The organism is Porphyromonas sp. COT-239 OH1446, assembly GCF_000768875.1.
In the GTDB taxonomy this organism is placed as follows: Bacteria; Bacteroidota; Bacteroidia; order Bacteroidales; family Porphyromonadaceae; genus Porphyromonas.
In genome coordinates this window covers 265,554-280,397 of record NZ_JRAO01000010.1, presented here as the reverse complement: position 1 = coordinate 280,397, position 14,844 = coordinate 265,554, and the positions used below count along the sequence as shown (strand labels likewise).

10 protein-coding genes and 1 pseudogene are annotated in these 14,844 nt (G+C 56.9%); 5 read left to right on the top strand and 6 right to left on the bottom strand.

The features are described from left to right. Positions 1 to 317: 317 nt before the first annotated feature. Positions 318 to 932 carry a hypothetical protein gene (locus HQ37_RS02835; protein WP_235264620.1) on the bottom strand — a complete coding sequence of 205 codons (615 nt, stop codon included), beginning with the start codon at positions 930 to 932 and terminating at the stop codon, positions 318 to 320. A gap of 145 nt (positions 933 to 1,077) precedes the next feature. Then, entirely contained in the window at positions 1,078 to 1,500 is a 423-nt protein-coding gene (locus HQ37_RS02830) for a hypothetical protein (RefSeq protein WP_152566772.1), read from the bottom strand. Positions 1,501 to 2,101: 601 nt separating this feature from the next. Here HQ37_RS02830 and HQ37_RS02825 point away from each other — a divergent pair. From HQ37_RS02825 to HQ37_RS08415, 4 genes and pseudogenes are all read left to right on the top strand, one after another. Then, complete coding sequence (locus HQ37_RS02825) at positions 2,102 to 2,608, top strand: HU family DNA-binding protein (RefSeq protein WP_081951733.1); 507 nt, start codon at positions 2,102 to 2,104, stop codon at positions 2,606 to 2,608. Between the two features lie 13 nt (positions 2,609 to 2,621). Then, positions 2,622 to 3,065, top strand: coding sequence for a hypothetical protein (locus HQ37_RS02820; protein WP_036880051.1), 444 nt, complete (start codon positions 2,622 to 2,624; stop codon positions 3,063 to 3,065). 2 nt (positions 3,066 to 3,067) lie between these two features. After that, positions 3,068 to 3,544 carry an N-acetylmuramoyl-L-alanine amidase gene (locus tag HQ37_RS02815; RefSeq protein ID WP_036880049.1) on the top strand — a complete coding sequence of 159 codons (477 nt, stop codon included), beginning with the start codon at positions 3,068 to 3,070 and terminating at the stop codon, positions 3,542 to 3,544. Further along, positions 3,541 to 3,738: pseudogene (locus tag HQ37_RS08415) on the top strand (hypothetical protein). Before HQ37_RS02815 ends, HQ37_RS08415 begins: the two are co-directional and overlap by 4 nt. Positions 3,739 to 3,830: 92 nt before the next feature. On the opposite strand, the gene HQ37_RS02810 reads toward HQ37_RS08415, so the two are convergent. Next, positions 3,831 to 7,685, bottom strand: coding sequence for a TIM-barrel domain-containing protein (locus tag HQ37_RS02810; protein ID WP_235264619.1), 3,855 nt, complete (start codon positions 7,683 to 7,685; stop codon positions 3,831 to 3,833). Between the two features lie 340 nt (positions 7,686 to 8,025). On the opposite strand from HQ37_RS02810, the gene HQ37_RS02805 reads away from it, so the two are divergent. Further along, on the top strand, positions 8,026 to 11,112 hold the full coding sequence (locus HQ37_RS02805) for a glycoside hydrolase family 2 TIM barrel-domain containing protein (protein ID WP_036880044.1): 3,087 nt from the start codon (positions 8,026 to 8,028) through the stop codon (positions 11,110 to 11,112). Between the two features lie 78 nt (positions 11,113 to 11,190). Here HQ37_RS02805 and rlmB read toward each other — a convergent pair whose 3' ends face one another. From rlmB to coaBC, 3 genes are read right to left on the bottom strand one after another with little or no spacing between them, the layout of a single operon-like run. Continuing rightward, entirely contained in the window at positions 11,191 to 11,943 is a 753-nt protein-coding gene (gene rlmB / locus HQ37_RS02800) for a 23S rRNA (guanosine(2251)-2'-O)-methyltransferase RlmB (protein WP_036880040.1), read from the bottom strand. Beyond that, on the bottom strand, positions 11,930 to 13,618 hold the full coding sequence (recN, locus tag HQ37_RS02795) for a DNA repair protein RecN (RefSeq protein WP_036880038.1): 1,689 nt from the start codon (positions 13,616 to 13,618) through the stop codon (positions 11,930 to 11,932). Before recN ends, rlmB begins: the two co-directional genes overlap by 14 nt. After that, complete coding sequence (coaBC, locus tag HQ37_RS02790) at positions 13,611 to 14,825, bottom strand: bifunctional phosphopantothenoylcysteine decarboxylase/phosphopantothenate--cysteine ligase CoaBC (protein ID WP_036880036.1); 1,215 nt, start codon at positions 14,823 to 14,825, stop codon at positions 13,611 to 13,613. Before coaBC ends, recN begins: the two co-directional genes overlap by 8 nt. Positions 14,826 to 14,844 lie beyond the last annotated feature (19 nt).

The following is a 14,844-nucleotide window of genomic DNA, read 5'->3' as shown; positions in this document are numbered from 1 at the left end:
CCCTACGGAGAGGAGGAGGAAGAGGAAAGGGTTCTATAAGCAGGGANTTGCGGCACATAGCATAGAAACGTATTAGGGTTGGCTCTACCCCCTACGGAGAGGAGGAGGAAGAGGAAAGGGTTCTATAAGCAGGGAGGGAGGTCTCTAGCTGCGCTCCTGTGGACGCAATATCGAGGGTAAGACAAAGGTGATGTATTTGCCTCAAAGGTAGCAAAATACTTTCTCTCTACAAGCTCTTTTGCGTAACGATTTTACGCTCAACATCCAGGGTCGCAAGGGGCGAGAGTCGGAGGCCGAGACCCTAGTCGGGGGAGGGGCTACCCCTGCAAGAACTTTTTCGTGATCGTGAGCAGCGTATCGGCTAAGATCTGTCGCCCTGCCTGGGTACTGAAATCAATCCCGCAAAAGGTGGAGCGATTGCCCCTCAAGAGCACATAGTAGAGCCCGCCTGCCAGGACAGCAAATAGAGCCTCGGGGGCGATCTCTCGAGCGTCGATCAGCTTGGAGAACTGTGGGAGGAACTCGGTCAGCGTCGCCTCTCTGCGGCGAGCACTCTTGCGGGTCAGGCCGCTATTCTCATACATCTCCCATACCATGATCGACTGCATATCCTTACTCTTGTGTATGGCGTCGATGAAGCGGGTAATAAGCTCGGAGAAGAATGCCTCGGAGCTCTCGTAGGCCTCAGTATCGAGGCCGATATGATCGTTGAGGAAGAAGTCGAACTGAGAGGTATAGGCTCGGATCAGCCCCTCATCGCTCTTGTACCTACGCTCCAGGACGATCATCTCGGTCTTGGAGAGCCTCGAGACCTCCTTCATCGTAACGGCGGAGATCCCCTTCTCCTCGACGATAAAGGCCACAGCATCCATCACATCTCGCTCTATTTGGCTGGCTGTCCTACGTCCTGCATAGCGTCTTTTGTACATCATTCGATCTTTTACAGTTAATAAATCCGAGGCCTCGGGACTGGAGACCTCGGCGCAAGATACAAAAATATCGGAGGCCCTCATGAGCCCCCGATATGTCGGTAGGGCCGACTAGCCAGCCAGCGCATGGGGCTACCCGGGAGCGGGGCTAGCGACCCTCCCTGACGAAGGTGTCGGCTGACCCGTACTGGCCCGAGAGCATCTCCTGCTCACTAGACCAAAGGAATAGGCGACCGTCCTCGACCTTGTAATAGAAGTCATGAGTCCAGTTCGACACCTTGATCCCCGAGCCATATACGAAGACCGAGAGCCGCCGACCACCCTCTGTGTAGAAGAGCTTCTTGCGCTTACCTCCTGGGAAGTAGTCCCCACCGAGCAATACCCCATCGGGCCTAAACTCGACCCTCGCAGAGCTTAGCCCCTGGGCTTCGCTCCCGACCCACAGCCCGATGAGGCGAGGGTCTCGCTCCTTCTTATTGAGGTCGGGGGCTTGCTCCTGGCAGGCAGATAGGGCCAGGAGGATGAGGAGCAGCGAGGCCAGCAACCTCGGGATCAGTGATACTTGTTTCATTGTCGTTTGATTTGAATAGGGTTCTCATTGTTTGTCTATCGAGAGGGGCTAGAGAGTGCTTCCTCGCTCTAGAGACCACACCAGACGGGCGGATCAGGGCAAGCAGTAGCCCCCCCACCCGGACACACCGCCAGCGTACGAGGCCTCTAGCATGAGCGTCCCTGCAAAGATAGAGAGGAGTATCATTATATCCAAACATCAAGGATATAATATTTCAAATAGCTATATACAAATAGATTACAACACAAAATACAATATATACAAACAATCAATACACAGATAAAGAGGGGGATAAGGCCTAGAGAAGTCGCTCGACAAGCCCCTCCCCTCTCGGGCACAGCCAGGCACTCAACCGAGGCAGAGGAGGGGCTCTAACCTCCCCTCTCGGGCAGACACACAGACACACTAGGGCGTGCGATAGCCCAGCCCGAGCAGCTAAGTACAACCAAGTCGCCTCGGCCCGTGCCCCTCCATCATACCTTTGTCCTGTCCGAAGCCGAGAGCCCCCCGCTGGTGCACCCTACCCAACTCGAGGAGCGAGGGCGTGATCGACAGACGAGGACAACACGACACTTTTATTCACTCTTTTATTTACACCACTATGAAGTACAATGTAGCCCAAATCGTCCCCAAGATGGGCAAGCACAAGGGACAGACACGTTACTACGCCAAGCCTACCCCCACCCGCAAGATCGGCTTCGAGGAGGTCATCCGAGACATCTCGGAGATGAGTTCGCTCACCTCGGGCGATGTACGCAACGCCATCGACCGCCTCTCCTACTACCTACGCCGTGAGCTCGCTGCTGGCAATACCGTTCAGCTCGGACAGATCGGCACCTTCCGCATCATCGCTGCCAGCAGACACGTAGAGCACGAGGAGCAGGTAACCACGGCCATCATCAAGCGTCCTCGCATCCTGCTGCACCTGACCAAGGAGCTTCGATCGGCCACCCGAGAGCTACAGCTCAGCGTCCACAACCCCAAGGCCAAGGGCGAAGCCCCTCAGAGCCCCGGGGGCAGCAGCTCGGGCGGATCGGACACGGGCGACCAAGACACTGGCGGAGGGGGATCAGGCGACCCAGGGCACAGCCCACACGTCGGGCTCTAAGAGCACAAGAGCGATGCCCCCAAGCAATCGCAGGCAACCCCAAGGCAGGAGTGCCCTCGCAGCACTCCTGCTGGGGCTCTGCCTCATGGGCTGCAGCACGAGCAGGCACTCGAGTCAGCAGGCCACAGCACTAGAGACAGAGCTCGAGCAAGCGCAGCAGCTCGAGCAGGAGCAGGAGAGCCGAGAGATCATCTGCGAGGAGCTCGAGATCGAGCTGCCCACGAGCGCAGCGGACAGCCTCATCAAGACGGGGCGCACTGTGCTCCGCAGGCGCAGAAGCCTCGAGAGCCACCGCCGAGGCCAGGCACACTCGCAGCAGACCGCTCGCCTGGGGCAGGAGCTTGAGCAACGCTCCAGCGAGCGACGAGCTCTGTGGCCGGGTCTCGGCCCAGGGATCGTCGTCGGCATCCTCCTCTCCCTCACCCTACTATACCTTACCCACAAATACCGCAAATGATTATGAATAAAGATCAAGTCAAGTATATCGTCATCCACTGCTCCGCCACACGGAGCAATACCTCCTACCCAGGTTGGCAGCTCGACCTCGACCATCGGGCCCGAGGCTTCAGCCGGGCGGGCTACCACTTCTACGTCCGCAGGAACGGCGAGATCGAGCGGCTCCGCTCGCTGACACGCCCTGGGGCTCACGTCAGAGGGTACAACCGATGCAGCATAGGCGTATGCTACGAGGGAGGACTGGACGAGGCCGCTCACATCGCCGACACCCGCACCGAGGAGCAGCGTCGGAGCCTCGAGAGATTGCTCAAGGGTCTCTGCCGAGCCTATCCGCTGGCCATCATCGTCGGGCATCGAGATCTAAGCCCAGACCTCAATGGCGATGGGCTGATCGAGCCCTCGGAGTGGGTCAAGGCCTGCCCCTCGTTCGACGCTCGCCAGGCCTATAGCCACCTATGCACAGGGAGGAGGCTCGGATGAATAGGCGCAAACCCCACGCCCCGCCACAGATATGGATCGCCAGCGGGCTCTCCGTCGTCGGGATCATCGTCCTCATCATGGGGCTATGCTGGCCTCCGTCGGGCGAGATCCACTAGAGCGTCCTGGTGGCCTATGGCGAGGTGATGACCTTCGCCGGAGCACTCTTCGGCATTGACTACCACTACCGCAGGTAGGGACGAGGATCGACGAAGCGCAGCGAGGGAGTGGCCTGGGCCTCGGCCCTACCACTCCCTCGCACACTTTGTCTCGAGAGACCTACCCCTCGTCAGAAGCTAACGACTCCGAGAGCACGGTCTACCAATAGCCCATCGATGACCTTGAGGGGCACACGGGTATTGCGCTTGGCTCTGAACTTGATAATCAGCAGTGGAGCATCACCTGAGAGCGTAGCCTCATGACCGACATTGACGAAGGTTGGGTAGAGAGCCTTCGTCCCGTCCGAGTGTAGACGGTCATAGGTGAGGTTGGTCATCTGCTTCGTGCCTGGGGTCTCAACACCCAGCCACTCCCACTCGGTAGCATCGTAGGGGATCGCTAGGCTAAAGGCATTGACTGCCTTCATATCCTGGCTACCACGGATGGTCAGTGTGAGCTCTTCGCCAGCCTTGACCTCGGTCCTATCTGCAGTCATCACGAGCTTGCCTGCCACAACATCCTCACTGCGAGGACGAGATCCACCAGCGAGCATCGTCGAGACGTGCGAGATGTCGTAGGCATCGATCAGACCATTGCGGTTGAGGTCTCCGATGCTCACATAGTCGAAGTCCGAGTCTTTGCTCCTGAGGCCCGTATAGTTGAGGTAGGAGGTGAAGTCGTTCTCATCGATACTCTTGTCTCGGTTAATATCCCCCTGCAGCAGGCTCTCTGTGCCTGGTGTCTTGAAGACATACAGCTCGCGGCCTGAGCCGTAGTTGCCTACAGCCTCGGTGATGTGTAAGCGAATATATCGAGCCCGCTGTCCTGCCTCGAAGCGGATGGTCTTGTGATCGGCATTGCGCATCCACTTGATCTCCTTAGGAGTACTCCAGCTGAGCTTGTCGGTGCTGATGCTATAAGTACCTGTGAGGATTGTACCATTACCCACATCTTCACGAGGGATATACACGAGGCTATCCAGGCTATTCACACCCTTGAGGTCAATAGTGAGGTCAAATGGCACAGCCTTGCCCGACCAAACCGTATGCCATACGCTCTTCTCGTCTCGGTCGAAGAACTTGTCAATGCCCTGACTGCCTTGGTTCGCACAGCTAGTCTGACCTGAGATGCCCTGGATGGCGAACTCGAGCGGATCACTCAGCGTACGATGCTTGACCTCTGTCCAGCTAGAGTGCCCCGAGCGATTGACCGCACGGACACGGAGCGTGTACTCGGTCTCGGGTCTGAGCGAGACGAACTCGAGCCCTCCGCCACGAATCGTCGAGTAGAGCATCCCCTCGTGCTCGATCTCATAATAGTCCGCCTCGGGCTGGGGTGTCCAGCAGGAGCGTAGCGAGTAAGCACTCTCGTCTGCCTCGACGAAGTGCACCTCGGGAGCTGCAAGCGTGCCTGTATGGCTGAGCAGGTGGTCGCTGTGGTCATAGTGATAGCCCGAGACCTCGACCTCGATCGTCGAGTGCTCGGTGTCTACCTTGGCGAGCTTGATGAGCAGCTGAGGGTTCTTGATGATCTCCTCACGGGCAAACTCGCTCCCCTTCGTGGCAAAGCGATTGAGGTTGGGTCGAGCCTCGTAATAGAACGCATTGCTCGCCTCGACCCAGGCCTCACGGGAGTGTACCTCCTGCAGCTTGACCCGACGGCCGTTGATGCGCACCTTGACCCCCTTGGCGGGGCGACTGATATTGATCCGTAGCTCCGTCTCCTTGACTGCCTCGAAGCCCTTGATGCTCCCCTTGACCTGTGTGGGGGCGATGCGGACACTCAGACGATCGCCCTCGAGCGAGGTGCTCAGAGGTGTCTGGGCATAAACGCCTCGACGATAGGCCTCGCTCTCGCCGTCGTCGTCATACTCGACGAACTCAGACTTGCCATAGGGGTAGAGCTCATAAGCACGATAGTCTCGACGCACCTCTCGGGGGGTGTTGTGCGGATGGGTCATGGGCAGGATAGCCCCAGCCTTGACCAGTACAGGGAGCTTCCACAGTGGCGCATCGAAGTCGTTGATGATCCGCCCGCCCTCGTAGCTGTGCCCCGTATAGTAGTCGATCCATTTCCCCTCGGGTAGGTAGATACCGTGGCGCACATCATTGCCCCGAGCATCCATCTTCGTGGCCTGGTAAATGGGGGCTACGAGCAGATAAGGGCCATAGAAGAACTGATACTGCGTCGCCGTCCCCAGTGTATAGGCATTGGGATAGTCGAGGAACATGGCTCGGATCATGGGCTTACCCTCAATAGCCTCATGGGCGATCGTGTAGGCATAGGGCATCAGCTCGGCCTTGAGCTTGAGATACCAACGGTTGATCGAGGTGGCAGGCTCTCCCAGGACATCGGGGTACTTGGGCGTACTGCCCCAGCCATCCATATTCAGCTCCATGGGGGTGAAGGTCTTCCACTGAAACTCTCGCACATTGACTGGGAGGTTATTTCCGCCGAAGATGCCATCCACATCGCTGGTGATATTGGGCTGGCCTGATAGACCCGAGCCAATGAAGGTGGGGATATGGAAGCGGATGTACTCCCACTCACCGCCCGTCTGGTCTCCGCTCCAGATCGTCGCATAGCGTTGCGTCCCAGCCCAGCCGTCGAGCGAGATGATGAAGGGACGGGCATCGCCTCCATAATAGGGCATAATGTGGCCTACATCCGCCACACCATTGAGGCCGAAGGAGTAACCCGCACCGACCCAAGCCACGTCGGTCTTGAGGGCACGCACCCCCGCATCACGCACTTCCTTGACGATGTCTCGCTGTAGCAGGGCCTCGATGCCCTCTTTGGGGTGCAGGTCGCTCTGCGTCCAGAGACCGATCTCTACACCTCGGCTGCGGGCATAGTCGCCGAAGCTCTTGAGGTTAAGGATATTGCCATCGAGGGTCTTCTCCTGCCCATAGCCTGCACCATAGCCATCATTGGGCAAGAACCAGCCCAAGGGCATGTCGTTGTCGAGGTAGCGATCTAGGGCAGCTCGGGCGGAGAAGAGGTAATTGCCCTTCTCTCCATTGAGCGACTCCTTGATGCCACCATTGTCCTTCTGATCCTCCCGATAACGCTTGCCGTCGGGCATGAGGACGCGCCCCTTAGGGTCTTCCTTCCAGTAGTCCCGATTGTAGGCATTCAGGTGGCCTTGGTAGAAGGCAAACTTTGGCATGAGCACAGGGTTACCCGTCAGCTGATAGAATGCCTGCAGCAGCCCCACAGGTGTAGGGCTAGCCATCACGAAGAGGTCGAGGTAATGCTCGCTGTGCGAGAGGGCTACTCGCCCCTCGCCCTTAGAGTCGAAGTCGTACTTGCCAGGCTTGAAAGTATGCCACATCACCCCATAACCAGCCGTAGACCAATAGAAGGGCGTAGGCGAGGCGACACCTCCATCGACCCAGTTGTTGGTATTCTCAATGGCGATGACCTTGCCTCGGTGCGAGAAGCGGCCGTTCTGCACGCCCCCACCATAGAAGTACTCGCCCTCCTGAGCTACGAAGTCGATCTTCGCCCCATCTCGGTCGAAGCGAATAGCCCCGCTCTGCTGCAGGATCGTACGCCCACCCTTGCGCTCCACTAGGCGAATGAGGCCACTCCCTCGGGAGACATGAAGCTCGAGGGCCGCACTCGAGAGGACGAAGTCGTCCCCCTCCTGCCGCAGCTGGATCTCTGAGGTCGCACGACGAGGCTGATCGACAAGGATTTGAGCAGGTGGCGTAGCCACTGGAGATCTCAGGATACCCCCCTGGGGATCCTCGAAGAGGCGGACGATATGATCCGCATAGAAGTCTAGCGTGAGGCGGCGACCTGAGTGGAAGCGCACCTCAAAGGTTGTCGGATTGATCTGCTGCAGCAAAGCGACCGACTGCGAAGTTACCTCCGCCCGATCGGAACTCTGCTGAGCGAACAGTCCATCCAGCCCCGACAGCGTAAGGGCCGAGGCCAAGACTAGAGAGGCTAGCCTAGGAAGCATCATTTTGCTTTGCATCGTCATCAAAATGTGAGAATAATCAGATGTGTAGAATAAATAATCGTGATCTCGAGGCAAAGACAGGTACATCACCCTCAAGCTCGCCCGATTAGGGGGACAAATATAGCCAATCCGCACGACTTCTCCACTCACCCTCAGAACAATAAAGAGGCTAGGGACCTCCCGCGATCTTTGACATAGTTGCTTCCTAAGCAGAAGCCTTCCTGCCCTCCCTCTAAGCGACAGTAAACGGATCAAGAAAACCTGGCTACAACGATGATCTCTAGATCTCAAGACAACGATAAAGTTTGTTACCTTTGTGTCTAAACATTTCTCTAACATCATTATTCTTTTATCTATGAGACGTCGCTTCCTATCCCTAATGCTGCTCTGCACAGCGGCGAACTTCGCCTACGGACAGAGCACAGAGGCCCCAGACATCCCATGGCAAGACCCTAGGCGCAATGAGATCCGTCGCCTACCCATGCACACCAATTACTTCGCTTTCGCCGAGGGTGAACGCACAGAGGAGCGTGAGCAATCCAAGAACTACCTTTCCCTGGGCGGGGTGTGGCGGTTCGATTGGGTGCGCCACCTGGAGCAGCGACCCAAGGATTTCTACCGTGTAGACTACAACGACAAGGCTTGGGGCACTATGCCCGTACCTGGGATTTGGGAGGTCAATGGCTACGGAGATCCTCTCTATGCCAACGAGCGCTATGCATGGAATGACCAATTCAAGGACAATCCACCCTACGTCCCCACACATAATAACCACGTCGGCAGCTACCGCCGCAGCTTCGTTATCCCCAAGGAGTGGCGAGGCAAGCAGGTCATCGCACACTTCGGCTCCGTTACCTCCAACATCAACCTCTATGTCAATGGCCAGCATGTCGGCTATAGCGAGGACAGCAAGCTCGAGGCAGAGTTTGACCTAACACCCTACATCCGCTTCGGGCAAGAGAACCTAATCGCCTTCCAGGTATTCCGCTGGAGCGACGGGACCTACTTCGAATGCCAAGATTTCTGGAGACTCAGCGGAGTGGGGCGAGAGTGCTACCTCTACGCTAGAGAAAAGAGGCGCATCGAGGATATTCGCATCACCCCTGAGCTGGACGATGCCTTCAAGGATGGTAGCCTGCGCATTGACCTACGCAAGACCAGCAGCACCCTTCCCGTCGAGCTTCGCCTAATGGATGCCTCTGGAGCAATCATCGCCGAGACACAGCTCTCAGGCGGCAAGTCCAGCACTACCATCCAGGTACAGTCGCCCCGCAAATGGTCTGCCGAAGATCCGTACCTCTATACCCTCGAGGCCAAGGCTGGCGGAGAGGTGATCCGCAATCGTGTCGGGTTTCGCAGAGTGGAGATCAAGAACAAGCAGCTCCTACTCAACGGCAAGCCTATCCTCTTCAAGGGGGCTAACCGCCATGAGATCGACCCAGACGGAGCCTATTACGTCTCTCGTGAACGCATGCGGCAGGACATCCTGCGCATGAAGCAGCTGAACATCAACGCCGTCCGTACTGCACACTACCCCAACGATAACTATTGGTACGAGCTCTGCGACCAGTATGGGATCTACGTCGTGGCCGAAGCCAACGTGGAGACACATGGCATGGGCTATGGAGACAGATCCTTAGCCCACCGAGCAGACTTCGAGCAGGGACATGTAGAGCGCAATACACGCCATGTGGCACGCGGCTACAACCACCCCTCGATCATCTCTTGGTCTCTCGGCAATGAGTCGGGTTATGGAGTGAACTTCGACAAAGCCTTCGCAGCAGTGAAGGCTCTAGATCCTACCAGGCCCATCCAGTACGAACGCTCCTACCTCAAGTGCACAGAGATCTACACCCGTATGTACATCCGCCCCAATGACATCGTCAAGTACCTAGAGAATGATCCGCCCATGCCCATCATCGTCTGCGAATATGCCCATGCGATGGGGAACTCCATTGGAGGTTTCGATGAGTACTGGGATCTGATCCGCAAGTACCCCCTCTTCCAGGGTGGCTTCATTTGGGACTTCGTCGATCAGTCTCTTCGCTGGCACACAAGAGAGGGCAGGGAGTTCTATGCCTATGCAGGGGACTTCAATCGCTACGACTACAAGGCAGACAATAACTTCCTCAATAACGGTATCGTCTCCCCTGACCGCAAACCCAACCCTCATGCTCACGAGATCGCCTATGTACACCAGAGCATTCGCCCAAGCCTCGTTGATGCCCAAGGCGGAAAAATCGCTGTCTACAACGAGAACTTCTTCATCGATCTCTCTCGTTATGATCTTCGTTGGGAGCTCTCAATCGATGGCAAACCTCAGCAGTCAGGTCTGATACAACTGCCCAAGATTGCCCCTCAGCAGACCCAACAGCTGAGCTTACCCTATCAGTTGCCAGAGGTTGCTCGAGACCAGGACGTTACCCTACAGCTCTACTTCACCCTGCGCCATCGTGATGGCATCCTGCCAGCAGGGCATCGCATTGCCCACGATCAGTTTGTCCTCCAGAGGGCTGAGCTCCAGCCTCTTGCCTTATCGAGAGGAGAGGCCTATCGCCCCATCCAGCTAGAGACGAACGACCGCAACTTCATCATCCTGAGCAACGATCGCTTCCGCATTGATATTCAACGCCGAAGTGGCTTCATCAGCAGATACATGGTTGCAGGTCGAGAGCTACTCTCCGAAGGGACACAGATCATGCCTAGCTTCTGGCGAGCCCCTACGGACAACGACATGGGAGCTCAACTACAGTGGAACTGGGCCATGTGGCGCAAACCTAACTTCAAGCTCGAGAAGCTCACCCCCAGCCCCCAGCAAGATGGTAGCATCAAAATAGATGCTGAATACACTATCCAAGATATTGGAGCTAAACTCCATCTGAGCTACCTCGTGAGCAAGGAGGGCGAGATTATTTACAGCCAGGAGATGACCCCTGGGGAGAAGAAGGATGTTAAGCCTCTCTTCCGCTATGGTCTTCGTCTGCAGATGCCTCAGCACTACGGATACATTAGCTTCTATGGGCGTGGGCCTATTGAGAACTACCCTGACCGCAAGGCATCTCAACATCTCGGACAATACGAACAGAGGGTAGCAGATCAGTTCTACCCCTACATCCGTCCTCAAGAGACTGGCGGCAAGGGAGACCTACGCTACTATCGAGTCCTCGACAGAGGGGGCTTCGGACTTGAGTTCCGCGCCGAGCAGCTTCTACAAGCAACAGCCCTGGATCGTAGCCTCGAAGATATGGACGGCTACCCACGCAAGACGCAGAAGCACTCCGAACTGCTACCTCTGGCAGGCTTCACCGATGTCTTCGTAGATAGCCATCACATGGGTCTAGGTTGTTATAACAGCTGGGGAGCACTGCCACAGGAACGATTCCTCCTCCCCTATAGCACCTACAAGCTGCGTATCTTGATACGCCCTGTAGATATTCGCTAAGAGTAGCAAACAACGAAAAGTATTGGGGTGTCGCAACGATCTTGCGACACCCCAATACTTTTACACAACAGCCTCAGGCTAATCGAACGAGACTGAGAGACTCTGTTGACGGAGAACTTCGTAGATCAAGATCCCTGCAGCGACAGACACATTGAGCGAGCCAATAGAACCATGCTGAGGAATCCGCACGATGCTATCCGAGCGTCTAAGTGTATCGGCGCTAGGCCCTTCACTCTCTGAACCCATGACTAAGGCTAGAGGGGGCAGAAGGCTCTCCTCGGTATAGACACGGGCAGCCTTCTCCGAAGCCGTTACGACCCGAATGCCATGCTCTTGGAGGCTGCGTAGGGCCGAGCCAATAGAACTTACACGACAGACTGGCAGACGGAGCAAAGCACCTGCAGAGGTTTTGACAGCATCAGCCGTTACGCTGACACTTCCCCGCTCGGGGATGATGATCGCATCGGCCCCAGCACACCCGGCCGTGCGGGCAATAGCCCCGAAGTTTCGAACGTCTGTCAGTCCATCGAGCACGACGAAGAAGGGCATACGCCCCTCATCATAGATCATCGGGATCAGCTGCTCGAGCTGGGTATATTCGATCTCACAGAGGAAGGCGACCACGCCCTGGTGGGCCTTGCGGGTAATACGGTTGAGCTTCTCCTCGGGAACGATCTGCAGAGGAATGACCCGCTCTCGTGCCAGGGAGGTGATCAGCTGCACTTCGTCGCTCTTGAGCCCCCGACGAAGGAATATCTTGTCAATCTCACGACCAGCCTCGAGGGCCTCGACAAGGGCATGAATACCATAGATGAGCTTATCTTGCTTCATTGTTTAGTCTATTCTGAGTGGTTGTCAATAGTTCGGCAGCAGCGGCTAGGCTGATGTCTGTGAGTTTATTGCCGCTCTGCATGCGGGCAATCTCCTGCACGCGCTCGAGGTGCTCTAAGCGGCGGATATGGCTTCGAGTGGCCTCGGCCTCATGCTCCTTGTAGATGTAGTAGTGGTCTTGCCCTGCAGCAGCGATCTGAGGCAGGTGGGTAACGGCCATGACCTGCATGCTGCGGCCCATCTGCTGGAGGATAATGCCGATGCGATCGGCAATATCGCCCGAGACCCCTGTGTCTATCTCGTCGAAGATGATCGTCGGCAAGCTCCTGCGGTCGGCAATCAGAGCCTTGATCGAGAGCATCAGCCGAGAGATCTCTCCCCCTGAGGCTATGTCGGCCACGGGCTCGAGCGGGATCTCCTTGTTCGCTGAGAAGAGGAAGGTCGCCTGATCCTGCCCAGAGGCCCCGAGCTCGGCCAATCGGTCGAGCTGGATGCTGAGGCGCACATGCGGCATTCCCAGCTCTCTAAGGGCTTCGACGAGAGCCTGCTCGATGGCTTTGGCTGCCTCTACCCTCTGTCCATGGAGCACCTCGGCTAAGGAGGTAGTCCTCTCCTCTCTCTGCAGCAAAGTCTGCCTTAGGGCTGCGATACGCTCATCCGAGCAGGAGATCGCCTCGAGCCTCCGCTCGAGCTCATCTCGATGCTCAATCAGGGCCTGACAATCGGGCTTGCCATGCTTGAGTAGTAGTCCCTGTAGAAGGTCTAGTCGCTCGCTAACATACTGCAACCTCTGCGGATCGTAAGAGATACTCTCGGACTGGCTATCGAGGGTCTGAGCGAGATCGACCAACTCGATGCGAGAGCTCTGTAGACGTTCGTAGAGCTCTTCAGCCTCAGGGAAATAACGACGTATGGACTGCACGCTCTCGAGGGCGACCCCGAGGGTGCGCAGAGCTCCCTGCTCATCGTCATCGAGGGCTGAGAAGGCCTTCGAGAGGGCGGTCTTGATATCGAGTGCATGGCTGAGGATACGCTCCTCCTCCTCGAGCCGCTCCAGCTCATCCACCTCAAGGGCTGCGGCATGAAGCTGGTCGAATTGGAACTGGAGGTAGTCTTGCTCTCGGATCTGCTCCGAAGCCAAAGCCTCTGCCTCAGCCAGCTGGCGACGAAGCTCTCGGAGCTCCCGATAGCTCTCGACATAAGCGGCTCGATCAGCAGCATTGAGGCTGTAGAGGTCTAGGACAGAGAGCTGAAAGTGGGCATCCCCGAGTAGTAAGTTCTTGTGCTGCGAATGGATGTCGATCAGGTACTCACTCAGCTGCTTGAGCAGCTGTAGGGAGGCGGGACTATCATTGACAAAGGAGCGACTCTTGCCCTTGACAGAGATCTCTCGGCGGATGATGCACTCATCGACCTCGGGATCAATATCCTCGGCCGAGAGGATCTGATTGACCGTCTCATCAATCTGCCCGAAGTGGGCCTCGATGATGCATCGCTCTGCCCCTGGGCGCACACTCGAGCTATCGGCCCTCTGCCCCATCAGCAGGGCAATAGCCCCGAGGATGATGCTCTTGCCCGCCCCTGTCTCGCCTGTGATGGCGGTAAAGCCTGGGCGAAAGTCAATGGTCAGTTCGTCGATGAGGACGAAGTTGCGTATGATCAGTCTCTCAAGCATGGGTCTCTCCAGAGATAGTCGAACGAATGAAGTCTACAATATCCCCAGCCACAGCCTCCTTGCTCTTGAGTGGATAGCTCCTCATAGGGGTATCAGGGGTAAGGATGGAGATCTTGTTCGTTAAGTGGCCAAAGCCTGCCCCCTCATCCTCAAGACTATTGAGGACAATGGCATCGAGGCCCTTGCGCTTGAGCTTGGCCTGAGCCTCCGCCTCACCCGATCCACTCTCGAGGGCAAAGCCAACGAAAAGCTGCCCAGGGCGTTTGTCTTGGGCCAGTGTCGCTGCGATGTCGGGGTTCTTGACCAGTTGTAGCACAAGCTCTCCCTCGCTCTCTCGCTTGATCTTATGCTCTCGCCGCTCGGCAGGGCGATAGTCAGCCACAGCAGCAGCGAAGATGGCAATATCTGCCGAGGCAACGTGCGCCCGAGAGGCCTCGAGCATCTGCTGGGCTGTCTGCACCGAGATGACCTCGACACCTGGGGCGGGCCGAAGGGCCGAAGGGCCTAATACCAAGCATACCTCTGCCCCACGTCTATGGAGCTCATTGGCTAGGGCTATCCCCATACGTCCCGTAGAGTGATTGCCGAGGAAGCGCACTGGGTCTAGAGGCTCATAGGTCGGGCCAGCGGTAATGAGGGCTCGGCGACCAGCCAAGTCCTTCCCCAGGGCGAAGAAGTCCTCCAGGGCCTGGACAATCACTTCGGGCTCCTGCATACGTCCCTTGCCCTCGAGGTGGCTGGCCAAGAAGCCCTCACTAGGCTCGATGACACGAACCCCTCTCTGCTCCAGTAGACGAAGATTATCCTCGGTGGAGGGATGGGCACACATATCGAGATCCATCGCTGGGGCGACGAAGACAGGGGATTTCATCGACAGATAGGTCGTAATGAGCATGTTATCAGCGATGCCGTGGGCCATCTTGCCAATCGTAGCGGCCGTAGCTGGGGCGACAAGCATCGCATCGGCCCAGAGGCCAATGTCTACGTGGCTATTCCAGGTACCGTCCCGACCCGAGAAGAACTCACTGATCACGGGCTTACTAGTCAGGGCCGAGAGGGTAATCGGGGTGATAAACTCCTTGCCCGCAGGCGTGATCACAATCTGAACCTCTGCGCCACGCTTGATCAGCAAACGGGCAAGCACCGCCGCCTTGTAGGCAGCGATGCTTCCTGAGATCCCGAGTACTATATGTTTACCTTGTAACACTAGTCTTGTAGATTATAGA